19 protein-coding genes are annotated in these 22982 nt (G+C 71.7%); 10 read left to right on the top strand and 9 right to left on the bottom strand.

Features of this window, described 5'->3' with window-relative positions; all coding sequences use genetic code 11:
* Positions 1-57: 57 nt before the first annotated feature.
* The 5 genes from HW837_RS16525 to HW837_RS16505 form a co-directional block, all read right to left on the bottom strand.
* On the bottom strand, positions 58-1287 hold the full coding sequence (locus HW837_RS16525; protein ID WP_045555230.1) for a branched-chain amino acid ABC transporter substrate-binding protein: 1230 nt from the start codon (positions 1285-1287) through the stop codon (positions 58-60).
* A gap of 279 nt (positions 1288-1566) precedes the next feature.
* Positions 1567-2226 (bottom strand): hypothetical protein, encoded by a 660-nt coding sequence (locus tag HW837_RS16520; protein ID WP_045555787.1) that lies wholly within the window; start codon positions 2224-2226, stop codon positions 1567-1569.
* A complete protein-coding gene (locus HW837_RS16515) occupies positions 2223-2633 on the bottom strand; it encodes a hypothetical protein (RefSeq protein WP_086786248.1) in 411 nt (136 codons plus the stop codon). Before HW837_RS16515 ends, HW837_RS16520 begins: the two co-directional genes overlap by 4 nt.
* 81 nt (positions 2634-2714) lie before the next feature.
* Positions 2715-3203 carry a PaaI family thioesterase gene (locus HW837_RS16510; RefSeq protein ID WP_045555228.1) on the bottom strand — a complete coding sequence of 163 codons (489 nt, stop codon included), beginning with the start codon at positions 3201-3203 and terminating at the stop codon, positions 2715-2717.
* Between the two features lie 64 nt (positions 3204-3267).
* Complete coding sequence (locus HW837_RS16505) at positions 3268-5547, bottom strand: FdhF/YdeP family oxidoreductase (RefSeq protein WP_193380804.1); 2280 nt, start codon at positions 5545-5547, stop codon at positions 3268-3270.
* A 173-nt stretch (positions 5548-5720) separates the two neighbouring features.
* On the opposite strand from HW837_RS16505, the gene polA reads away from it, so the two are divergent.
* Entirely contained in the window at positions 5721-8447 is a 2727-nt protein-coding gene (gene polA / locus HW837_RS16500) for a DNA polymerase I (protein WP_045555226.1), read from the top strand.
* 555 nt (positions 8448-9002) lie between these two features.
* On the opposite strand, the gene HW837_RS16495 is transcribed toward polA, so the two are convergent.
* Positions 9003-9854 (bottom strand): DUF4184 family protein, encoded by an 852-nt coding sequence (locus tag HW837_RS16495; RefSeq protein WP_193380805.1) that lies wholly within the window; start codon positions 9852-9854, stop codon positions 9003-9005.
* A 376-nt stretch (positions 9855-10230) separates the two neighbouring features.
* Between HW837_RS16495 and HW837_RS16490 the strand changes: the two genes are divergently transcribed.
* The 3 genes from HW837_RS16490 to pgfA all read left to right on the top strand — a co-directional run bounded on the left by HW837_RS16490 (position 10231) and on the right by pgfA (position 13329).
* Positions 10231-12018: a lytic transglycosylase domain-containing protein gene (locus HW837_RS16490; protein ID WP_193380806.1), complete on the top strand. Its 1788-nt coding sequence runs from the start codon at positions 10231-10233 to the stop codon at positions 12016-12018.
* A 161-nt stretch (positions 12019-12179) separates the two neighbouring features.
* Entirely contained in the window at positions 12180-12314 is a 135-nt protein-coding gene (locus tag HW837_RS16485; protein WP_107073670.1) for an SPW_0924 family protein, read from the top strand.
* A gap of 22 nt (positions 12315-12336) precedes the next feature.
* Positions 12337-13329: a cell envelope lipid trafficking protein PgfA gene (pgfA, locus tag HW837_RS16480; RefSeq protein WP_193380807.1), complete on the top strand. Its 993-nt coding sequence runs from the start codon at positions 12337-12339 to the stop codon at positions 13327-13329.
* Here pgfA and hrpB read toward each other — a convergent pair.
* Positions 13319-15814: an ATP-dependent helicase HrpB gene (gene hrpB, locus HW837_RS16475; RefSeq protein ID WP_193380808.1), complete on the bottom strand. Its 2496-nt coding sequence runs from the start codon at positions 15812-15814 to the stop codon at positions 13319-13321. The two genes, pgfA and hrpB, sit on opposite strands and share 11 nt — an antisense overlap.
* Before the next feature lie 25 nt (positions 15815-15839).
* The gene (locus HW837_RS16470; RefSeq protein WP_078853237.1) at positions 15840-16757 is read right to left on the bottom strand and encodes a class I SAM-dependent methyltransferase; all 918 of its coding nucleotides are present in this window, start codon (positions 16755-16757) and stop codon (positions 15840-15842) included.
* A 311-nt stretch (positions 16758-17068) separates the two neighbouring features.
* On the opposite strand from HW837_RS16470, the gene rpsA reads away from it, so the two are divergent.
* The 4 genes from rpsA (at position 17069) to HW837_RS16450 (ending at position 20797) form a co-directional block, all read left to right on the top strand.
* Positions 17069-18565 carry a 30S ribosomal protein S1 gene (gene rpsA, locus HW837_RS16465; RefSeq protein WP_045555221.1) on the top strand — a complete coding sequence of 499 codons (1497 nt, stop codon included), beginning with the start codon at positions 17069-17071 and terminating at the stop codon, positions 18563-18565.
* A gap of 169 nt (positions 18566-18734) precedes the next feature.
* Positions 18735-19673, top strand: coding sequence for a PAC2 family protein (locus HW837_RS16460; RefSeq protein ID WP_045555220.1), 939 nt, complete (start codon positions 18735-18737; stop codon positions 19671-19673).
* Positions 19674-19737: 64 nt separating this feature from the next.
* Positions 19738-20367, top strand: coding sequence for a dephospho-CoA kinase (coaE, locus tag HW837_RS16455; RefSeq protein ID WP_045555219.1), 630 nt, complete (start codon positions 19738-19740; stop codon positions 20365-20367).
* A gap of 49 nt (positions 20368-20416) precedes the next feature.
* On the top strand, positions 20417-20797 hold the full coding sequence (locus HW837_RS16450; RefSeq protein ID WP_045555218.1) for a tetratricopeptide repeat protein: 381 nt from the start codon (positions 20417-20419) through the stop codon (positions 20795-20797).
* Positions 20798-20812: 15 nt separating this feature from the next.
* Here HW837_RS16450 and HW837_RS16445 read toward each other — a convergent pair whose 3' ends face one another.
* Positions 20813-21079 (bottom strand): DUF6343 family protein, encoded by a 267-nt coding sequence (locus HW837_RS16445; protein ID WP_045555217.1) that lies wholly within the window; start codon positions 21077-21079, stop codon positions 20813-20815.
* 87 nt (positions 21080-21166) lie between these two features.
* Between HW837_RS16445 and HW837_RS16440 the strand changes: the two genes are divergently transcribed.
* Positions 21167-22159, top strand: coding sequence for an acyltransferase domain-containing protein (locus tag HW837_RS16440; RefSeq protein WP_093788525.1), 993 nt, complete (start codon positions 21167-21169; stop codon positions 22157-22159).
* A gap of 103 nt (positions 22160-22262) precedes the next feature.
* A complete protein-coding gene (locus HW837_RS16435) occupies positions 22263-22955 on the top strand; it encodes a class I SAM-dependent methyltransferase (protein ID WP_045555216.1) in 693 nt (230 codons plus the stop codon).
* Positions 22956-22982 lie beyond the last annotated feature (27 nt).

Here is a 22982-nt window from a genome sequence, read left to right as displayed (position 1 = left end):
TCCGCGCGGGGCGCTGTGGTGCAGCGCCCCGCGCGGCTCAGATGTGTGCGGGTTGGGTCAGCCGGTGTAGGTACCGGAGTCGACCGCCTTCCACGCGCCGCCCTCGACCTTGTAGACGGTGAGCTGCTTGTTGGTCGTGTCGCCGTACTCGTCGAAGGAGACCTTGCCGGTCACACCGTCGAAGGAGATGTTCTGCATGGCCTCGGTGATCTTGGCGCGGGCGTCGTCGGGAAGCTTGCCGTCGTTGTCCTCGACGACCTTCTTCACGGCTTCGATGATCGCCCAGGCGGAGTCGTAGGAGTAGCCGCCGTAGGCCGCGTAGGGCTCCTTGTAGCCGCCGGCCTTGTAGTCCTCGATGAAGGTCTTGGCGGAGGGGAGCTCCTCGACCGGGGCGCCGACGGAGGTGGCGAAGTCGCCGGTGCTGGCGCTGCCGCCGAGCTCGATGTAGGTCGGGTCGTACATGCCGTCGCCGCCGGCGACCGGGATCTTGGCGCCCGCGGCCTTGATCTGCTTGGTCAGCGGGCCGGACTGCGGGTACTCGCCGCCGTAGTAGACGACGTCGGCGCCGGAGTTCTTGACCTTGGTGGCGACCGTGGAGAAGTCCTTGGTCTCGGGGTCGATGTGCTCGGTGCCGACGACCTCGCCGCCGAGCTTCTTGAACTCGTCGGTGAAGGTGGCGGCCAGGCCGGCGCCGTAGGTCTTCTTGTCGTCGATGACGAAGACCTTCTTCTTCTTGCCCTTGTTGTACAGGTACTGCGCGGCGAACGGGCCCTGGATGGCGTCCGTGGTCGCGGTGCGGAAGTACGACTTGTACGGGCGGACCTTCTTGGTCTGCCAGTCGGCGCCCTGGGTCAGGGTCGGGCCGGTGTTGGCCGGGGAGACCTCGACGAGTTTGGCGTCGTCGAAGACCTTCTGCATGGACTCGGCGACCGAGGAGTTCAGCGGGCCGACCACGCCGAGGACGTCCTTGTTGGCGACGAACGTGGTGGCGTTCTGCTGGCCCGAGGAGGGCTGCGCCTGGTCGTCGAGGGCCTCGACCTTGAAGGTTATGCCCTCGACGTACTTGTCCTTGTTGGCGGTCTTGGCGGCGAGGTCGGCGGAGTTCTTGATGCCGAGGCCCAGCGCCGAGAGGTCACCGGTCAGCGGGGCGTCGACGCCGATGACGACAGTGGTGCCACTGCCGGTGTCCGAGCCGCCCTTGTCCTCGTCGCGCGAACCACAGGCGGTGAGAGTGAGTGCTCCCGCCGCCAGCGCGGCGGTGATGGCGATGAGCGAACGTTGACGCACGATCAGTCCTTTCCCTGGCACGGCCCTTCCTGTTGGAAGTGGCCGAGTCGAGCGCTGGGCCGAAGACGTGACTTCGATTCCGTTGGCGCGGTGACTGGCCGTGACTCTAAGCGTGTGTGCACAACGTGGAGGAGAGTCTGACCAAGGCTGTGACGCTCTTGTTATGACACGAGGTAATGCAGAGCGGTACTCAGTGGGTGGATGCGCGGAATTCCGGCCGATTCGCCCTGTCCACATAGTGAGAACGTGCAGGGTCGACGCGGGTAGGTTCAGGAGTGTTCAGCCTTTTGGTGATGACGCGGAATCGTTGCCACAGGCGACTCGGAGGGCGTCGGAGAGGTCCTGCGCGTAGCGCTCGCCCAAGATGAAACTATGCGCTTCTATTGCGCGCGTATTACGTAGAGTTACATCCAGGAAGGGGAGCCCGGCGTTCTCCGGTGCTTTCCCGCATTCGATGACGCGCATGGTGATGACGATCTTTCGGGTCTCTTTCGTCCCGATCCGGAGCGGAGTGCGCGGGTCCGTGCGCAGGGACAGTCCCTCGTAGGGCTGGGTCATCCGCTCGACGGTGATCGGGGGGCCGTGGCGCACGCCCAGCTCCATCTCGAAGGCGAAGCGACCGCGCGGTGTCCGGGCGGATCGTGCCACCGGGCCGAGGTAGCTGACGACGACGGCCTGGGAGGGGTACGGCGCCTCCCTCGGGGCCGGCTCCGGCGTGGGCGCCGAGGTGGGCCGCGTGGCGTAGAGGTAGCCGCCACCCACGAGCACGACGACGGCCGCCGCTCCCGCGAGCACGGCCCGCCGGTGCCGGGCGTACACCTGGGCGTAACGTCCGCGCGGCGGTCCGGGCGGGGGCGGGGTGCCGGCGTCCGCCGTCCCGTCGACGCCGTCCCACGCGCGCGTGCCCTCGCCCGGCTCCACGGGGCCGACGCCGCTCAACTCCAGGGCCCCTCGCCCGGACCGCCCGAGCGGTACCACTCCTCGCAGCCCGTGCGGGCCCGCCGCTCGATCAGTCGCCGCGCCGCCGTGGCTCCCGCGCGCCTCTTCTCGGCCCTGGCCTCGTCGACGACGTCCCGCAGGATGTCGTACTGCCCGTTCGACAGTCCCATGGACTGATAGTCCCCGTAGGTGTCGCCGTCCAGCACCTCCAGCGACCAGTGCGAGACGAGCCTCGCGCAGAGTTCCTCGGGCGGCGTGGGCGACGGCGAGCCGCCGCCCCGCGCGGTCGTCGAGGGGCTCGCCGCCCCGTCCGCGCCGGTCGCCCCCGCGCACCCGGTGACCAGGACGCCGATCAGCAGCGCCGACCCGAGCGCCGCCCCCGGCCAGGGGGCTCCTCCCGTTGCCATGCCCCGACGCTAGGGCCTGCGCGGGCCGGGGGGCCAGAGGTGAACAGGTCCCCGTCCAGGCCCGCCCCTCGTCCGCACGTGTCACTCGGCCGTCCGGTCCCGCGGGCTCGGGGCGGTGGGGGCGTCCCGCAGCAGACAGGTCAGCCGGGCGGTGCAGACCCGCTTGCCGTCCTCGTCGCTGATGACGATCTCGTACGTCGCCGTCGAGCGCCCCTGGTGCAGCGGGGTGGCGACGCCGGTGACCAGGCCGGACCGTGCGCCCCGGTGGTGGGTGCAGTTCAGGTCCACGCCGACGGCGATCTTGGAGCTGCCTGCGTGCAGCATGGAGCCGACCGAGCCCAGCGTCTCCGCCAGCACGGCGGACGCGCCGCCGTGCAGCAGCCCGTACGGCTGGGTGTTGCCCTCCACCGGCATCGTGCCGACGACCCGGTCCGCCGAGGCCTCCACGATCTGTACGCCCATCCGGGTGCCCAGGTGGCCGGCGGAGAACATCGCGACCAGGTCGATGCCGAGGGCCGCGTACTCGTCGATGACCTCTTGCGGGAACTTCGCGTGGTGCTGCTCGCCCATGGGGCTCCGTTCGTCGTCTCGCGTGCGCCGCCGGCGGAGGAGCGCCGGACTGCTGAGCAAACGCTCAGTCGGTGGACGATTGTTCCAGACGGACCACGACGGACTTGCTGGCCGGGGTGTTGCTGGTGTCGGCGGTGGAGTCCAGCGGTACCAGGACGTTGGTCTCCGGGTAGTAGGCGGCCGCGCAGCCGCGCGCCGTCGGGTAGTGCACCACGCGGAACCCGGGGGCGCGCCGCTCGACGCCGTCCTTCCACTCGCCCACGAGGTCCACGTACGACCCGTCGGCGAGCTTCAGCTCCCGTGCGTCCTCGGGGTTGACGAGCACGACCCGGCGGCCGTTCCTGATGCCGCGGTAGCGGTCGTCCAGGCCGTAGATGGTGGTGTTGTACTGGTCGTGCGAGCGCAGCGTCTGCAGCAGCAGACGGCCCTCGGGCAGCTTCGGGTACTCCACCGGCGCGGCGGTGAAGTTGGCCTTGCCGGTGGCGGTGGGGAAGCGGCGCTCGTCGCGCGGGGCGTGCGGGAGGGCGAAGCCGGACGGGTCGGCCACGCGCGCGTTGAAGTCCTCGAAGCCGGGCACCACGCGCGCGATGCGGTCGCGGATCGTCGCGTAGTCCTTCTCGAACTCCTCCCAGGGCGTCCTGCTGTCCTCGCCGAGAACCCGCCGGGCGAGCCGGCAGACGATGGCCGGCTCGGACAGCAGCTGCCCGCTCGCGGGCTCCAGCCGGCCGCGTGAGGCGTGCACCATGCCCATGGAGTCCTCGACGGTCACGAACTGCTCGCCGCCGCCCTGGAGGTCGCGCTCGGTGCGGCCCAGGGTGGGCAGGATCAGCGCCCGCGCGCCGGTGACCGCGTGCGAGCGGTTCAGCTTCGTCGACACGTGCACGGTCAGCCGCGCCCGGCGCATCGCCGCCTCGGTCACCTCCGTGTCGGGGGAGGCGGAGACGAAGTTGCCGCCCATCGCGAAGAACACCTTCGCTCGGTCGTCCCGCATGGCCTTGATGGCCCGGACGACGTCGTAACCGTGCTCGCGGGGCGGCGCGAAGCCGAACTCCTTCTCCAGGGCGTCCAGGAACGCCGGGGAGGGCCGTTCGAAGATGCCCATCGTGCGGTCGCCCTGCACGTTGGAGTGGCCGCGCACCGGGCAGACGCCGGCGCCGGGGCGGCCGATGTTGCCGCGCAGCAGGAGGAAGTTGACGACCTCGCGGATGGTCGGCACCGAGTGCTTGTGCTGGGTGAGGCCCATGGCCCAGCAGACGATGGTCCGCTTCGAGGCGAGGACCATGCGCAGGGCCTCGTCGATCCGCTCGCGCGTGAGTCCGGTCGCCGTGAGCGTCTCGTCCCAGTCGGCCGCGCGGGCCGCCTCCGTGAACTCCTCGTACCCGTGGGTGTGTTCGCGGACGAACTCCTCGTCGACCGCGCCCTCGGTCTCCAGGATCAGCTTGTTCAGGAGGCGGAACAGGGCCTGGTCGCCGCCGATGCGGATCTGGAGGAACAGGTCGGTGAGGGCGGCGCCCTTGAGCATGCCCTGCGGCGTCTGCGGGTTCTTGAACCGCTCCAGGCCGGCCTCGGGCAGCGGGTTGACGGTGACGATCTTCGCGCCGTTGGCCTTGGCCTTCTCCAGCGCGGAGAGCATCCGGGGGTGGTTGGTCCCGGGGTTCTGCCCGGCCACGATGATCAGGTCGGCCTGGTAGAGGTCCTCCAGCAGGACGCTGCCCTTGCCGATGCCGATGGTCTCCGAGAGCGCCGAGCCCGATGACTCGTGACACATGTTGGAGCAGTCCGGCAGGTTGTTCGTGCCGAACTCGCGGGCGAACAGCTGGTACAGGAAGGCGGCCTCGTTGCTGGTCCGGCCGGACGTGTAGAAGAGGGCCTCGTCGGGGGAGCCGAGCGCCTTCAGCTCCTCGGCGACGATGCCGAAGGCGCGGTCCCAGGACACCGGCTCGTACCGGTCGCCGCCCTCGGGGAGGTACATGGGGTGGGTGAGCCGCCCCTGCTGACCCAGCCAGTAACCACTGCGCGTGGCGAGGTCGGCCACGCTGTGGGCGGCGAAGAACTCCGGGGTGACCCGGCGGAGGGTGGCCTCCTCGGCGACCGCCTTCGCGCCGTTCTCGCAGAACTCCGCCGCGTGCCGGTGGTCCGGCTCCGGCCAGGCGCAGCCCGGGCAGTCGAAGCCGTCCTTCTGGTTGACCCGCAGCAGGGTCAGCGCGGTCCGCTTCACGCCCATCTGCTGCTGCGCGATCCGCAGCGTGTGCCCGATCGCCGGCAGCCCCGCCGCCGCGTGCTTGGGCCCCGCGACCTGGGGCGCGTCCTGAACCGGATCATTCTTCGGCGCCTTGCCGGCCATGACTGCTCCCCATTCGCATACACGTGCTGCTCGGGCGGTTGGCTACACCTCCGATCCTCGCACGAGCGATCGGACGGGAACGAGGGCGATCGGGGGGCGGCGTGCTGGCTCCGTCCGGTCCTCCGTACGTCCCTGGGGTCCGGCTGTCAGTGGTACGTGGCAGGATCGGGGTCGTGGCAGAGACAGCATCGAAGAAGACCGACAGCACCCCCGGCGGCAGCCGTCCCCGGCTCATGCTCATGGACGGGCACTCGCTGGCCTACCGCGCGTTCTTCGCGCTGCCCGCGGAGAACTTCACGACGGCGACGGGCCAGCCGACCAACGCGATCTACGGCTTCGCGTCGATGCTGGCGAACACGCTGCGCGACGAGGCCCCCACGCACTTCGCGGTCGCGTTCGACGTCTCCCGCAAGACCTGGCGCTCGGAGGAGTTCACCGAGTACAAGGCGAACCGCTCCAAGACCCCGGACGAGTTCAAGGGCCAGGTCGAGCTGATCGGCGAGCTGCTCGACGCGATGCACGCCGTCCGCTTCGCCGTCGACGGCTTCGAGGCCGACGACATCATCGCCACCCTCGCCACCCAGGCCGAGGCCGAGGGCTTCGAGGTCCTCATCGTCACCGGTGACCGCGACTCCTTCCAGCTCGTCAGCGAGCACACCACCGTGCTCTACCCGACGAAGGGCGTCTCGGAGCTGACCCGGTTCACCCCGGAGAAGGTGTTCGAGAAGTACGGCCTCACCCCGGCCCAGTATCCGGACTTCGCGGCCCTGCGCGGCGACCCGTCCGACAACCTCCCCGGCATCCCCGGCGTCGGCGAGAAGACCGCCGCGAAGTGGATCAACCAGTTCGGTTCGTTCGCGGATCTCGTCGAGCGCGTCGAGGAGGTCAAGGGCAAGGCCGGGCAGAACCTCCGCGACCACCTGGAGGCCGTCAAGCTCAACCGCCGCCTCACCGAGATGGTCCGCACGGTCGAACTGCCCAAGGGCGTGGGCGACCTGGAGCGCGCCGCGTACGACCGCAAGGCCGTCGCGATGGTCCTGGACACCCTGGAGATCCGCAACCCCTCGCTGCGCGAGCGCCTGCTCGCCGTCGACCCGGGCGCCGAGGAGGCCGACACCGCCTCGCCGGCCGCCCCCGGCGTCGAGGTGGACGGCACGGTCCTCGCCTCCGGCGAACTGGCCCCCTGGCTCACCGAGCACGGCACGGACGTCCTCGGCGTCGCCACCGTCGACACCTGGGCGCTCGGCACCGGCTCGGTCACCGAGATCGCGCTCGCCGCCGGCGGGGGAGCGGCCGCCTGGTTCGACCCCACGCAGCTGGACGAGACCGACGAGACGGCGTGGGCGGCCTGGCTCGCCGACATCGCCCGGCCGAAGGTGTTCCACAACGCCAAGAGCGCGATGCGGGTCTTCGCCGAGCACGGCTGGACCGTGGACGGCGTGTCCATGGACACCGCGCTCGCCGCCTACCTGGTCAAACCGGGCCGCCGCTCCTTCGACCTGGACGCGCTCTCCCTGGAGTACCTGGGCCGCGAACTGGCCCCCGCCGCCACGGCCGACGGCCAGCTGGCCTTCGGCGCGGACGAGGGCGCCGAGGCCGACGCGCTGATGGTGCAGGCCCGCGCGATCCTCGACCTGGGCGAGGCCTTCGGGGAGCGGCTGGAGGAGGTCGGCGCGGCGGAGCTGCTGCGTGACGTGGAGCTGCCCACCTCCGCGCTGCTGGCCCGGATGGAGCGCCACGGCATCGCGGCCGACCGTGCGCACCTGGAGGCCATGGAGCAGATGTTCGCGGGCGCCGTGCAGCAGGCGGTCAAGGAGGCGCACGCGGCGGCGGGGCACGAGTTCAACCTGGGCTCGCCCAAGCAGCTCCAGGAGGTCCTCTTCGGCGAGCTGGGCCTGCCCAAGACCAAGCGCACGAAGACGGGCTACACCACGGACGCGGACGCCCTCGCCTGGCTCGCCGGCCAGACGGACAACGAACTGCCGGTCGTCATGCTCCGCCACCGCGAGCAGGCGAGGCTCCGGGTCACCGTCGAGGGCCTGATCAAGATGGTCGCCGCGGACGGCCGGATCCACACCACCTTCAACCAGACGGTCGCCGCCACGGGCCGCCTGTCCTCGGTCGACCCGAACCTGCAGAACATCCCCGTCCGCACCGACGAGGGCCGCGCCATCCGCCGCGGCTTCGTCGTGGGCGAGGGCTTCGAGTCCCTGATGACCGCGGACTACAGCCAGATCGAACTGCGCGTGATGGCCCACCTCTCCGAGGACGCGGGCCTGATCGAGGCGTTCACCTCCGGCGAGGACCTGCACACCACGGCGGCCGCCCAGGTGTTCGGGGTCGAGCAGTCGGCGGTGGACGCGGAGATGCGCCGCAAGATCAAGGCGATGTCCTACGGCCTGGCCTACGGGCTGTCCGCGTTCGGCCTCTCCCAGCAGCTGAACATCGACGCGGGCGAGGCGCGCTCGCTGATGGACGCGTACTTCGAGCGGTTCGGCGGGGTGCGGGACTATCTGCGCCGGGTCGTGGACGAGGCGCGGGCCACGGGCTACACGGCGACGCTCTTCGGCCGCCGGCGCTATCTCCCCGACCTCAACAGCGACAACCGCCAGCGCCGCGAGGCCGCGGAGCGGATGGCTCTGAACGCGCCGATCCAGGGCACCGCCGCCGACATCGTCAAGATCGCCATGCTCAACGTGGGCCGCGCCCTGGACGAGGCGGGCCTCGCCTCCCGGATGCTCCTCCAGGTCCACGACGAAATCGTCCTGGAGATCGCCCCCGGCGAACGCGAACGCACCGAACAGCTCCTCCGCCACGAGATGTCCGACGCGGTCCATCTGCGGGCCCCCCTGGACGTCTCGGTGGGCCACGGCCCGGACTGGGAGTCGGCGGCGCACTAGCGGACACGCAGGGGTAGGGGCGGGCGGGGTGCGTCGTTCGGGTGCGGTCCGGTGGGGGCTGGTCGCGCAGCTCCCCGCGCCCCTGAAAGGCCGCGTCCCTGAAAGGCTGCGTCCCTGAAAGGCCGCAAGCCCTCGCGGGCCTGCGGCCTTTTCGGGCCGAAGAAGCACGGGGCGCAGCCCCTGCTTTTTCAGGGGCGCGGGGAACTGCGCGAGAAGCCCCACCGGACCCGCACCCGAACGCGGCCCCACAAACCCCCGCACTCACCCGACCGGCCCCCACCACCGAGCCCCCAGCGGAGCGCAGCCGGAAGGATGCCCGCATGGGCATACGCACGCTCCGCCGTCGTACAGCGACAGCCGGCACCCGTCTGTCAGGGGTCCGGTCCCGCCTCCCCCGGGGCCCCTGGACCCGCCCCCGCGTCCGCCGGCCCCACAGCCTCTACCCCTGGCCGCTGACCCACCCCGTCGCGGCCCTTCTCGGCCACGTCCCGCCGTACGCCGCCCGCGCCGCCCGACCCCGCATCCCCAGCGGAGCCCCGGCCCGGCGTGCCCCGCTCAGCGGCGGACCGGACTGTCCGCCTCCGCGTCGGCCCCGGGCACCGCGACGGCAGGAGCCGGGCGCCGCGCCCTGACCCCGATCCCGTACAGGACCACGCCGATCACCAGCCCGGCGCCCGCCCCGAAGCACACGGTCGGGATCACCTCGTACGGCTTGGCGACCGAACCCCAGTGCGCCCACCACCGGGCCACCCGCTGCACCGCCGCGACCAGCGCGCACCCGCCGATGACGACGCCCGCCACCCACCGGTCGGCCGGGGAGAGGACCGGCACGCCCACGGGCTCTCCCGCCGGCTGCCGGCGCAGCGCCCGCACGACGAAGACGACGAGCACGACCGCCGCGACCGCGGAGCCCCCGTACTGGAGGTACCAGTAGAGCGGCGAGCCCGCGATCTCCTCGCCGAGGACCGGGAAGAGCCGCATCCCCCACCGGTCGAGATGCGTGAACGCGTCCCACACCACATGGGTCAGCGAACCGAGGGCGGCCGAGACGTACCACCACAGCGCGACCGACGGGCTGAACCGCCGCGCCCCCGTCCCGCACCGCACCAGCGCGGCCACTCTCCCCTGCCGCCCCCTCGGCAGCAGCGCCACCGACGGCTCCCGGAGCAGCAGCCACAGCCCGACCATCGCCCAGGTGACGAGCACATCGACGGTGAAGACCCCGGCGAAGGAGTGGGTGACGTCGCCGAACTCCATGGCCTCGGGCAGCACACTCGCCGCGTAGTAGGTCATGTCGGGCGCGAACGAACCGGCCACGAGCACCGAGGGCACCAGGGGCCCGCGTCCGGTTCCGTTCCCCCGCAGGGCGGGCAGTACGGCGGCCGCGTGGCTGAGCGTGAAGGGCAAGTCGTCCCCCTGTGACGGACTTTGGCCGGTTGGAGCGACCGGCGATGACCGGTCGCCAGTATGCGCGACAGGGGCGCGGCCCCCGGAAAGACGTCGGCAGACAGTAAACCGATAAGGCCAATCGGTGAATATCGGGCACGAACGGGTGTCCGGGCGACGGAAGTTGTCGTAGGGTCGCCTGGGCTGTCGCGCCGGTCGGCGCGGTGGTCACCGGAGTTCCGGAAAAGGAATGCCGGAACAGTGCAACCAAGACCGGAACTCCGGAGTCGGTGTACCTGGGCGGGGAAGCCGGTCCGGCGAAACCGGAAGAAATGCCCGAGACATCACGATACGGGAAGAACGCCAAGGCGTTCGGCCACCGGGAGGGGTTCACTCAATGGCGGCGCAGTTCGGTTTGAGGCTCCGCAAGGGGGCGGCCACCACCGTCCTGGCCGCGGCCACCGTGGCGGCGATGGCCGCCTCGCAGGCCCCGGGAGTGACCACCGACGGCGCGGGCAGACAGACCACGGGCTCGCCCTCCCCGGAGATGAGCACCCAGGCCGACGACACCGCCACCGGCAACTCGCGGTACTACACGGACCTTCCGACCCTCGACAGCCCCAACCCGACGACGGGTCCGAGCGACACCTCCGGAGCCGCCGGCGGCAACGAGAGCGGCATACCCGCGACCGTCCTCGACGCCTACAAGAAGGCCGAGGCGTCCCTGCGCGCGTCCAAGCCCGGCTGCAACCTGCCCTGGCAACTCCTTGCCGCCATCGGCAAGGTGGAGTCCGGTCAGGCCAGTGGCGGCCGTGTCGACGCCGAGGGCACCACGATCGGCGAGAAGATCCTCGGCCCCCAGCTCAACGGCAACGGCTTCGCGAACATCAGCGACACCGACAACGGCGTGTACGACGACGACAGCACGCACGACCGCGCGGTCGGCCCCATGCAGTTCATCCCGTCCACCTGGGAGTGGGCGGGCCGCGACGGCAACGACGACGGCGCCGAGGACCCCAACAACGTCTACGACGCGGCCCTCGCCGCCGGTCACTACCTGTGCCGCTTCGACTGGGACCTGTCGAACGACGCGAACCTGCGCAGCGCGATCCTCAGCTACAACAACTCGACGGAGTACTACAACACCGTCATGACGTGGCTGGAGCACTACCGCAAGGGCACCCACGAGATCCCGGACGGCACCGGCTCCCTGCCGCAGTACCCCAGCGGTGGCAACAGCAGCAACACCGGCGGCGGCAACAACGGCGGCAACAACAGCGGTGGCCGGAACGGTGGCGGCTCCACGACGAGTCCCAGCCCCAAGCCGTCGAACCCGTCGAAGCCGCAGAACCCGTCGAAGCCGGGCACCAACGAGCCGGGCGGCGGCAGCACCCCGAAGCCGCCCACCACCACGCCGCCCACCGCCACGGACACCGTGCACCACCTGGAGAACGCGGGCGCGTCGGCCCTCACGGCCATGGCCGGGGACACCTTCACCGGCAAGCTCGCCGCCCGCACCGAGACCAAGGCCGGCAAGGCCGTCGCCAAGGTCCGGGTCCGCTTCACCGTCGTCGGCGACAGCGGCACCACGTTCATCGGCGGCGAGAAGGTGGCGACCGTCATCACCGACAGCACGGGCAAGGCCACCGCCCCCGCGCTCGTGGCCGGCGAGAAGACCGGCACCGTCACGGTCCGGTCCACCGTCGTGGGCCGGACCGTGACCGCCCTCGACCACAAGGTCACCGTCACCGCCCGCGCGGCCGACGCCCTCGCCCGCACCGGCACGGACGCGCTGACCTGTGTGGCCAACGGCGAGTTCGCCGAGCAGATCGGGGTCAAGGCCACCTACAAGGGAGCGGTCGCCGACAAGGTCGCCGTCAAGGCGACCCTGATCAAGTCCCTCATCGACCCCACCGTGAACGACAAGGGCCCCTACTTCGGCAAGGATGCCGCGGGCAATCCGATCCGCACGCTGACCGCTCTGGAGACCGACGCGGACGGTGCCCTCAAGCTCCCGAAGCTCTACGCGGACGACACCGTCGGCACGTTCCTGCTGCGCATCGAGACCGAGGGCGGCGCGACCCTCACGCTCGAACTGAAGGTGGAGGCCCCGGCGGAGACGACCGAGCCCACCCAGCCCACCGAGACGACCGAGCCGACGACGCCCAGCCCCAGCGAGTCCTAGACCCGGCGGTCGCCCGTACGGCCACGGCGGCGCTCCTCCTCCCGGAGGGGCGCCGCCGCCGTGTGTGCGCGACCTGTTCTCATCTCGCCCGCCCGTTGCTACCGTGCCGGACCTGACGATGTATCAGTTCCCGTCATCAGGCCCGTGGCCGGGAGGTCCGTATGCGCGCCCTGATCGCCGCCGTGACCGGTCTCGCCCTCGCCTTCGCCCTGGTGTTCACGCTCACCGCGCTGGGCTCACCGACGGGGAAGACCTCACCGAAGCCACTGCTGACGACGGTCCCCGCACATCCGTGACCGCCAGGGAGGGAGGCCCGAGATGCGCCGTAGGGCCGGTCTGATCCTGCTCGCGCTCGCCGTGTTCTTCACCGCGCTGTCCCCACTCACGCGCTGGTACGCCTTCCCGAACCTGGCGAAGATCCCGGCGAACCAGTACCAGGACATGGTCCTGGAGGCGAAGGACGCCACCCTCCTCGACTACGCCACGATGACCGCCCGCACCGTCCCGAAGGTCACCATCGTGCAGACCCTCAAGGGCAACGTGGAGGCCTCCGAGGAGATAGAGAAGACCACCGACCGGGACGTCGTCGTCTGGGACGGCCTGTCGTACGTCCAGGGTCCCGACGGCGAGACGGTCTCCCGCATCCCCGAGCGCTACATCTTCGACGCCCACACCCAGGAACCCGTCCACGCCAAGGGCGAGTCGGTCGACGGCGACCCCGTGAAACGCCAGGGCCTGGAATTCAAGTGGCCCTTCCTCACGGAGAAGAGGGACTACGAGTACTTCGACGCCCAGGCCCGGATCACCGCCCCCATCCATTACAAGGGCACCCAGGACTTCCGCGGCGTCGAGGTCTACTACTTCGAACAGACCATCCCCTGGACCCAGGTCCCCTTCCCCCGGACCATGCCCGTCGAAGGCATCACCCGGGAGACCGTCGCCCAGACCGGCACCACCCGCTGGTACACCACGGTCCGCAAGTTCTGGGTCGAACCCGTCACCGGCGCCCCCGTCTACGGCGAGGAGATCCACAAGGAGGAACTGCGCGGCGGGACGCTGCTGGGCGACCGCGAGAAGGTGACCGCCTTCGCCGGGCACGTGAAGATGCGCGAGGACTACATCGAACACACCGTCGACCTGGTCGAGTCCCAGCGCCTGCCGGTCCTCCTCATGACCTCCTACCTCCCCTGGGGCTTCCTGGGCCTGGGGCTGCTGCTGCTCGCCCTCTCCCTCTACGTCGAGGCCCGCGGCCGCAGGCCCGGCGCACCGCAGTCCGCCAAACCCCCGGCGTCCGAGCCGGTCAACGCCTGAGCCGCGCGTTGGTGTACCGGGTGGGCTCCGCCGTCGCCGGGTCCTGGGGCCACGGATGTTTCGGGTACCGGCCCCGCAACTCCGCCCGCACGGCCCGGTACCCGTCCCGCCAGAACGAGGCGAGGTCGGCGGTGACGGCGGCGGGCCGCCCGGCGGGGGACAGCAGGTGCACCAGCACGGGCACCCCAGCCAGCACGGGCGACTCCCGCAGCCCGAACATCTCCTGCAACTTCACCGCCAGCACCGGCTGTTCGGGCCGCGTGTAGTCGACCCGGATCCGGGACCCGCTCGGCACCTCGATCCGCTCCGGCGCCAGCTCGTCCAGCCGTACGGCGTCCCCCGTGGCCCACGGCAGCAACCGCCGCAGCCCCTGCCCGGCGTCGATCCGCCCGAGGTCGGCCCGCCGCCGGGCCCGGCTCAGCTCGGGCTCCAGCCACTCCGCCACGCGCGCGTGCAGGGCGCCGTCGGACACCTCGGGCCACGGCTCACCGAGCCGCTCCCGCAGGAACGCCAGCCGCTGCCGCAGCCGCGCCGCGTCCTCGGACCACCGCAGCAGCCCGAACCCCTCCTCCCGCAGCCCCGCCAGCAACGCCTCCCGTACGAGGGCGGGTTCCGCCTCCCGCAACGGCCGCACCGCCAGCTCCACCGCCCCCAGCCGCTCCACCCGCCGGGCCACCACGTCCCCGTCCCGCCACACGACCTCCTCGTCCCGGCGGTACAGCCCCCCGGCCGCCTCCCGGGCGACCTCCTCGTCGATCGCGGCCCCGAGCCGCACGCGCGCGTGCCCGCTCCCCACCGCCCGGTCGGCGACGGCCACGGCGATCCAGCCCACTGCTCGCAGCCCGGACGCCTCCGACACCTCGGCCCGGGTCCCGGAGGCCATGAGAAACGTTCCGTCGTCACGTCGGGCCACCCGCTCCGGGAACGCCAGAGCGGCTATCACTCCGGCCCCGTGCTCGCCCCCGGCACCCGCCGCGGGCGCGGGCTGCGACGCGGTCCGTAGTCGCCGGGCCTCCGCGCGCCAACGGGCCGCGTAGGCGTCGCCCCCGCGCCGGGCGCTCCGCAACGCGGCGGCCAGGTCGTCGCCGTACTCCCGGGGCGGCTCCTCGCTCAGCAGCGCCACGACCTCCGCCGCGAGCTCGGCGCCCACCAGCGGCGCCGCGTCCAGCAGGGCCCGGGCCAGCCGGGGATGCAGACCCAGGCGGGACATGCGTACACCCCGATCCGTGGCGTGGCCCGCGGAGTCGACCGCCCCGATCGCCGAGAGCACGGTCCGCGCCGCCGCCATCGCCCCGCCCGGCGGCGGGTCCAGCAGAGCGAGCCCCGTGGCCTCCGGATCGCCCCAGCACGCCGCCTGCAACGCGAACGCCGTCAGATCGGCCACCTTGATCTCCGGCGCGGGGAAGCGGGGCAGACGGGCGTCCTCGGCCTCCGCCCAGCACCGGTACACGGCGCCGGGGGCCTCGCGCCCGGCCCGTCCGGCCCGTTGCCGTCCGGCCGCCTGCGAGGCCCGTACCGTCGTCAGCGAGCCGAGGCCCCGCGCGTGGTCGACCCGCGGCTCCCGCGCGAGCCCTGAGTCGACGACCACCCGTACCCCGGGCACCGTCAGCGACGACTCGGCCACCGACGTCGCCAGCACCACCCGACGCCGCTCCCCGCCCGCCAGCACCGCGTCCTGCACGGCGGCGGGCGCCCGCCCGTGCACCTGGAGCACCTCCACGTCACCGAGCCCTCCCAACTGCCCCGCCACGCGCGCGATCTCGCCCACGCCGGGCAGGAAGCACAGGACGTCGCCCTCCCGTTCGGCGAGCGCCCGCCGCACCACCGACGCGACATGCGTCAGCGCGGCCGGGTCCACCCGCATCCCGTGCGGCGGCCGCACCGGACGGGCCGGCGGCGCCCACACCACCTCGACCGGATACGACACCCCCTCGGCCGCGACCACCGGCGCCCCGCCCAGCAGCCGCGCCCAGCCCTCCGCGTCGGTCGTCGCCGACGCCGCCACCAGCCGCAGTTCCGGCCGCAGCGCCGCCCGCACGTCGAGCAGGAACGCCGCGACGGTGTCCGCGTCCAGATGCCGTTCGTGGCACTCGTCGAGCACGACGACGTCGACGCCGGGCAACTCCTGGTCGCGTTGCAGCCGTTGCAGCAGAACACCGGTCGTGACGACCTCCACGCGCGTGCGCGGTCCCACGACCCGTTCGCCGCGCACGGTGTGGCCGACGCTGTCGCCGGGCCTCTCGCCCAGCAGCCACGCCATCCGGCGGGCCGCCGCCCGTGCCGCGATCCGCCGCGGCTCGGCGACGACCACCCGCCGCGCCGGCCCGCTGTCCAGCAGGCCCGCCAGGGCCAGGGGCACCAGCGTCGTCTTGCCGGTGCCGGGCGGCGCCACGAGGACGGCGGTGCCGTGCCCCTCCAGGGCGTCGTCCAGCGAGGGCAGCGCGGCGCGCACGGGCAGCGCGTCCAGGGCGTCGTAACGGATCACGCCCCCAGTGTGTCGCGTGCCCGGCTCAGTCCCGCTCGCACACGAAGATCGCCGTCCCCGGGATCAGGTTCCCGCGCAGCGGGGACCAGCCGCCCCACTCGGAGGTGTTCCAGGCGGGCCACTCCGGCTCGACCAGGTCCACCAGCCGGAAGCCCGCGGCCACGACGTCCCGGACGCGGTCGCCGACCGTGCGGTGGTGCTCCACGTACACGGCGTCGCCCGCCTCGTCCTGCTCGACGTACGGCGTGCGGTCGAAGTAGGAGCCGGAGACGGACAGTCCCTCCGGGCCGGGCTCGTCGGGGAAGGCCCAGCGGATCGGGTGGGTCACCGAGAAGACGAAACGGCCCCCGGGGCGCAGGACCCGGCGGACCTCCCGCAGCACCCGCACCGGGTCGGCCACGAAGGGCAGCGCCCCGTACGCCGAGCACGCCAGGTCGAAGGAGGCGTCCGCGAAGGGCAGGTCGCCCGCGTCGGCGCACACCAGGGGGAAGGACCCGCCGATGCGCAGCGCGTGCTGGAGCTGGCGGTGGGAGAGGTCCAGGGCCACCGGACGGGCTCCCTGGGCGGCCAGCCAGCGCGCGCACTGCGCGGCACCGGCGCCGATCTCCAGGACGTCCTTGCCCTTCAGCTCCTCGGACGGCCCCAGCAGCTCGGCCTCCACCTCGTCGAGCCCCTCCGGGCACCACACGAAGCGGTCGTCGCCGAGGAACGTGCCGTGCTCGACCTGGTAGTCGTCGGCGTTGCGGTCCCACCAGCCCCGGTTGGCCCGGGAACTCTCCGTCACCCCGGCGTCGCGGCGGGTGGCCTCCGGTTCGTCCGCCCCGGACGCACCGCCGGCCTCGTGGGCCGCGTCGGCTTCGTGGACTTCGGGCTCTTGGATGATCGGCTCCCTCGTCGTACTCTTCCGTAACCTGCGTGCCGCGACCCGCTCCGGCGGTGACACGAGAGGGGTCTCCCAGGCCTGCGTGGCCTCGAGAGGCAGGTTTTGTGCCGGGTATGCGGCGTTCCGCCCCGGGTGTGCGCCTTCGCGCATTGACCCTGCCTGGCTGCCCCCGTATGCTACAAGTTGCGCTGCGGGCCTGCGCACCTCAGACGTAGCAGGCTGCGCTCGCATCTGTCGTATGTCCCCTCGGTTGTCGAGGCGCCACCGGATTTTCGTGGCGCTTCCTATGCTGTCCGGCTTCTTCAGAGCGATACGGGCTCCCGGCGTAGCAGTACCTACGACTCACCGTCCGTACCGGAGCCCTTTCCCACATGACGAGCAGCACCGAGACCACCGCCACCACCCCGCAGGTAGCGGTCAACGACATCGGTAACGAGGAAGCCTTCCTCGCCGCGATCGACGAGACGATCAAGTACTTCAACGACGGCGACATCGTCGACGGCGTCATCGTGAAGGTCGACCGGGACGAGGTCCTGCTCGACATCGGTTACAAGACCGAAGGTGTCATCCCGAGCCGCGAGCTCTCGATCAAGCACGACGTCGACCCGAACGAGGTCGTCAAGGTCGGCGACGAGATCGAAGCCCTTGTTCTCCAGAAGGAGGACAAGGAAGGCCGCCTGATCCTCTCGAAGAAGCGCGCCCAGTACGAGCGCGCCTGGGGCACCATCGAGAAGATCAAGGAAGAGGACGGCATCGTCACCGGTACCGTCATCGAGGTCGTCAAGGGTGGTCTCATCCTCGACATCGGCCTCCGTGGCTTCCTGCCGGCCTCCCTCGTCGAGATGCGCCGCGTCCGCGACCTCCAGCCCTACGTGGGCAAGGAGCTCGAGGCGAAGATCATCGAGCTGGACAAGAACCGCAACAACGTGGTCCTGTCCCGCCGTGCCTGGCTGGAGCAGACCCAGTCCGAGGTCCGCCAGACGTTCCTCACGACCCTCCAGAAGGGTCAGGTCCGCTCCGGCGTGGTCTCCTCGATCGTCAACTTCGGTGCCTTCGTGGACCTGGGTGGCGTCGACGGTCTGGTCCACGTCTCCGAGCTGTCCTGGAAGCACATCGACCACCCGTCCGAGGTTGTCGAGGTCGGCCAGGAAGTCACCGTCGAGGTCCTCGACGTCGACATGGACCGCGAGCGTGTCTCCCTGTCGCTGAAGGCGACCCAGGAAGACCCGTGGCAGCAGTTCGCCCGGACCCACCAGATCGGCCAGGTCGTGCCCGGCAAGGTCACGAAGCTGGTTCCGTTCGGTGCGTTCGTCCGCGTGGACGAGGGCATCGAGGGTCTGGTCCACATCTCCGAGCTGGCCGAGCGCCACGTGGAGATCCCGGAGCAGGTCGTCCAGGTCAACGACGAGATCTTCGTCAAGGTCATCGACATCGACCTGGAGCGTCGCCGGATCTCGCTGTCCCTCAAGCAGGCCAACGAGTCCTTCGGTGCCGACCCGGCCTCGGTCGAGTTCGACCCGACCCTGTACGGCATGGCCGCGTCCTACGACGACCAGGGCAACTACATCTACCCCGAGGGCTTCGACCCCGAGACCAACGACTGGCTCGAGGGCTACGAGACCCAGCGCGAGGCTTGGGAGGGCCAGTACGCCGAGGCGCAGCAGCGCTTCGAGCAGCACCAGGCCCAGGTCATCAAGTCCCGCGAGGCCGACGCCGCTGCCGCGGCCGAGGGCGGCGACGCCGCGGGTGCGGCTCCGGCCGCGGGTGGTGGCTCCTACTCCTCCGAGGGTGCGGACACCTCCGGCGCGCTCGCCTCGGACGAGGCCCTCGCCGCGCTCCGCGAGAAGCTGGCCGGCGGCCAGAGCTGAACGCACACGGCTGAGAGCTAGCCGATAACACCCCGGGCCCGCGTCCTTCCTGGACGCGGGCCCGAGGTGCGTCATGAACTGGACGTCCCCGCCGAGGTGTTCACGTTCCCGGGAATGCCAGGCCCCCGCCCCGCGTTGTGCAGTACGAACACGAGGAGGAGCGGTCACAGTGCTTGATCCGCAGGGTTTGTACGCATGGGAGCCGAAAGGCCTGGCCGTCGTCGACATGGCGCTCGCCCAGGAGTCGGCGGGACTTGTCATGCTCTACCACTTCGACGGATACATCGACGCGGGTGAGACGGGCGACCAGATCGTCGAACGGCTCCTCGGCTCGCTGCCCCACCAGGTGGTGGCCCGCTTCGACCACGACCGGCTCGTGGACTACCGGGCGCGCCGCCCGCTGCTGACCTTCAAGCGCGACCGCTGGAGCGACTACGAGGTACCGGCCCTGGAGGTACGGCTCGTCCAGGACGCCACCGGAGCGCCGTTCCTGCTGCTGTCGGGCCCCGAGCCGGACGTGGAGTGGGAGCGGTTCGCGGCCGCCGTCCAACAGATCGTGGAGCGGCTCGGCGTCCGTCTGTCGGTGAACTTCCACGGCATCCCCATGGGCGTCCCGCACACCCGCCCGGTCGGCCTCACCCCGCACGGCAACCGGGCCGAGCTCGTCCCCGGCCACCGCAGCCCCTTCGAGGAGGCCCAGGTGCCCGGCAGCGCCGAGTCGCTCGTGGAGTACCGCCTGACGGAGGCCGGGCACGACGTGCTGGGCGTCGCCGCGCACGTGCCGCACTACATCGCCCGCTCGCCCTACCCGGACGCCGCCCTGACCGTCCTGGAGGCCGTCACGGCCGCCACCGGCCTGGTGCTGCCCTCCGTCGCCCACGCCCTGCGCACCGAGGCGCACCGCACGCAGACGGAGATCGACCGGCAGATCCGCGAGGGCGACGAGGAACTGGTCGCCCTCGTGCAGGGCCTCGAGCACCAGTACGACGCCGCCGCGGGTGCCGAGACACGGGGCAACATGCTCGCCGAGCCCGTCGACATCCCCTCTGCCGACGAGATCGGGCGGGAGTTCGAGAAGTTCCTGGCGGAGCGCGAGGGCGACGGCTGAGCCGGCCGGGCCCTCCCGGGTCCGCTCTTCAGGTGTGTCAGTGGCAGGGCCTAAGCTGCCGGGCATGCTGAAAGTGGGTCTGACCGGCGGCATCGGCGCCGGCAAGAGCGAGGTGTCGCGGCTGCTGGTGGAGTGCGGCGCCGTGCTGATCGACGCCGACCGCATCGCGCGCGAGGTCGTCGCACCCGGCACCCCCGGGCTCGCGGCCGTCGTCGAGACGTTCGGCGAGGGCGTCCTCGCGCCGGACGGCGGGCTGGACCGCCCCAGGCTGGGCTCCCTCGTCTTCGCCGACCCGGAGAAGCTCGCCGCGCTGAACGCGATCGTGCACCCCCTGGTGGGCGCCCGCTCCCGAGAACTGGAGAGCGCCGCCGCCGAGGACTCCGTCGTCGTCCACGACGTCCCCCTGCTCGCCGAGAACGGCCTGGCCCCGCTGTACGACCTGGTGGTCGTCGTGGACGTGGCCCCCGAGACCCAGCTCGACCGGCTGGTACGGCTGCGGGGCATGACCGAGCAGGACGCCCGCGCGCGCATGGCCGCCCAGGCGACCCGTGAGAAGCGGCTGGAGATCGCGGACATCGTCGTCGACAACGACGTCCCCCTCGACGACCTGCGGCGACGCGTGCGGGAGGTGTGGGAGGACCTCGCCCGCCGGGCCCACGCGTCCCGGACGGGAACCGAACACACACAGGAATAGCGGGGCCGCGGAGGGCGTTGAACCGTCCCAGCAAGGGAAGGACTCAGCCGTGCCCGAGACCAGCGGTTCCACCGGACGTAGCCCTCAGACGCATGTCATCGACTTCCGCGCCGCCGAGCAACTGCTCGCCGCCAACGACCCCCGGGGCGCGGTCAAGCTGCTCGACCGAGTCATAGCCGAGCACCCCGAGAACACGGCCGCCCGGCTGCTGCGTGCCCGTGCCTTCTTCGCGGCGGCCCAACTGCGGCCCGCGGAGCTGGAGTTCACCATCGTCCTGGAGCGCGAGCCGGACAACGCGTTCGCGCACTTCGCCCTGGCCCGCACCTACCAGCGCCAGGCCCGCCCGGACCAGGCCAAGCGGCACTTCCGGCTCGCCGCGGCCCTCGACCCGAACCCGCAGTACGTGGAAGCGGCCCGGTTCGACTCCTGACCGCCGGTCCCGCCGCTACGGGTGGTGATGCCGCGGCGGCTGGTACGGCGGGACGTCGCGGCCCGGCTGGTAGTGCGGGCCCTGACGGATGTGGCGCAGGACCATGAACAGGTCCACGGTGACGATCAGCCACAGCACCCCGCAGGCCACGGCCCAGCCGGGACGGCCGACGAGAGCGAAGGCCGCCGTCCCGGCGATCGCCCAGATCAGGCCCCATACGCTCAGCCAGAGCCGCATCCGCAGAGGACTGCGCGCGGTCGTCGGTTCACTGCCGGTACGCATCGACGCCACTCCTCCCCGTCGTGTTCGGAAACGTACTCCTCGTCCCACGCGTTTCCCCAGGAGACCGACGGAAACGGGGAGACGATGGTGCTGCTGGACGCGGTGCGGGCGGACGAGAGGCTCGCCGACTGGCTGGGGGGCCTGGAGGAGAGCGGGAGCGCCCACGCGGTGCAGGCGCGGCTGCCGGACGCCGACGACGAACTGCTCGACGCGCTGGTGGACCTCGCCGTGCCCTACGAGGACGTCAACGACCTGATCGCGCTGCGCCGCACCCTGGCGGCCGACGAGGGCGCGACCTGGCTGCTCGGGCGGTGCGTCGACGGTCTGGCGCGGGACCTGGGGAGGGTCGGCAAGGGGCCGAGGCTCCTGCCGCTGCCCTGGGACTCGGGTCCGCTCGGCCGCTACTTCCATGTGTTCGTCTTCGTGGCGGCCCTGCCGTACGTGCGCGCGTACCACCGGGAGCGCGGGATTCCCGACGACATCTCCCGGCGCACCCTCGCCGACCTGGGCCGCGGGCTGGTGCTGCACCGCCGGAGGTACGGCGTGGGCGGGCTCGTCGCACCGACCTGGTTCGCGCTGCACTTCCACGGGGAGCTGTTCCAGCTCGGCCGCCTGCAGTACCAGCGGTCCCGGGTGGCCGGCCGGGAGGGTGTCGCGCTGGCGGCGGCCGGCCTGCCCCTGGGGCCCGGGGAGCCCTGCATCGACCTGCACATACCCGACTACGCGGGGCCCCTGACGCCGACCGCGTGCGACCGGTCGCTGGCGTCGGCCCACGACTTCTTCGCCCGGCACTTCCCCGAGGAGCGGTACACCGCGGGCTGCTGCCACTCCTGGCTCCTCGACCCGCAGCTGCGGCGGTATCTGCCCGAGGACTCCAACATCGTCCGGTTCCAGCGGCGGTTCCGGGTCGGCGGCACCATCGGCGAACCCGAGGACGACCTGCCGGTCCGTTTCGTCTTCGGGGACCCCGACCTGCCCATGGAGACACTGCCGCGCCGGACACGTCTCGAACGGGCCGTGGGCGATCATCTGCGCGCGGGCGGGCACTGGTACAGCGGGCACGGCTGGTTCGCCTGGTGAGGCGTGCAGGGCCCACCCCAACGGGGGCGCCGGACACGCAAGTTCACCCCATCGGGTGATTCCCGGCAGGAACGGCCCCTGCACGCCCGGCCGTTGGACGGACATGGGCATTCACATGCGTGAGGGGTACGAGGGGACCGGGTCCGGGGCGATCACCCCGGACGGCTGCGCGGTCGAGCTGTACGCACGGCTGCCGGTCGGGGACGAACCGGAGGTGATCGCGAGCGTCGCACCCGCGGGCGCGCGCATTCTCGAACTGGGCTGCGGGGTGGGCCGGATGACCCACCCCCTGATCGAGCGGGGCTTCACCGTCACGGCCGTCGACGAGTCGGCCCAGATGCTGGAGCGGGTCCGCGGCGCCCGCACGATCCACGCCTCCATCGAGGAACTCGACCTGGGCGAGCCGTTCGACGTGGTGCTGCTCGCCTCCTTCCTCGTCCACACCGGGGACCCCGAGGTGCGGCGCGGGATGCTCGCGGCCTGTCTGCGGCATCTCGCGGACGACGGCTTCGTGCTGATCCAGCGCGAGGGGGAGGACTACCACACGAACGTCCCCAGGGAGCGGGTCGACCCCCGAGGCTTCACCGTCCGCATAGCCTCCACCGAACAGGTCGGGGACGGGGTCAACTCGGTGTTCGCGGAGTACTTCTTCCCGGACGGCGAGTGGACCCAGACGTTCCGCTCGCGCCCCATGACCAAGGAGCAGTTCGAGGAGGCGCTGGCGGAGGCGGGGCTGACGGTGGACCGGTATCTGACGGAGGACCGGATCTGGGTGAAGGCGGTACCGACGGGATGAGCGGCCCGGCGGGGGCCGGAAACCCGG

This window comes from Streptomyces caniscabiei, assembly GCF_014930365.1.
In the GTDB taxonomy this organism is placed as follows: domain Bacteria; phylum Actinomycetota; class Actinomycetes; order Streptomycetales; family Streptomycetaceae; genus Streptomyces; species Streptomyces caniscabiei.
Note: the sequence above shows the minus strand (reverse complement) of the source record. Positions and strands in the feature narration are given on the sequence as shown.

What these genes read in the sequence shown, in the direction of transcription:
- HW837_RS16515 (WP_086786248.1), bottom strand. Translation starts at nt 2,633, where the DNA reads ATGGCAACGGGAGGAGCCCCCTGGCCGGGGGCGGCGCTCGGGTCGGCG.
- HW837_RS16510 (WP_045555228.1), bottom strand. Translation starts at nt 3,203, where the DNA reads ATGGGCGAGCAGCACCACGCGAAGTTCCCGCAAGAGGTCATCGACGAG.
- HW837_RS16505 (WP_193380804.1), bottom strand. Translation starts at nt 5,547, where the DNA reads ATGGCCGGCAAGGCGCCGAAGAATGATCCGGTTCAGGACGCGCCCCAG.
- HW837_RS16490 (WP_193380806.1), top strand. Translation starts at nt 10,231, where the DNA reads ATGGCGGCGCAGTTCGGTTTGAGGCTCCGCAAGGGGGCGGCCACCACC.
- HW837_RS16485 (WP_107073670.1), top strand. Translation starts at nt 12,180, where the DNA reads ATGCGCGCCCTGATCGCCGCCGTGACCGGTCTCGCCCTCGCCTTCGCC.
- pgfA (WP_193380807.1), top strand. Translation starts at nt 12,337, where the DNA reads ATGCGCCGTAGGGCCGGTCTGATCCTGCTCGCGCTCGCCGTGTTCTTC.
- rpsA (WP_045555221.1), top strand. Translation starts at nt 17,069, where the DNA reads ATGACGAGCAGCACCGAGACCACCGCCACCACCCCGCAGGTAGCGGTC.
- coaE (WP_045555219.1), top strand. Translation starts at nt 19,738, where the DNA reads ATGCTGAAAGTGGGTCTGACCGGCGGCATCGGCGCCGGCAAGAGCGAG.
- HW837_RS16445 (WP_045555217.1), bottom strand. Translation starts at nt 21,079, where the DNA reads ATGCGTACCGGCAGTGAACCGACGACCGCGCGCAGTCCTCTGCGGATG.
- HW837_RS16435 (WP_045555216.1), top strand. Translation starts at nt 22,263, where the DNA reads ATGGGCATTCACATGCGTGAGGGGTACGAGGGGACCGGGTCCGGGGCG.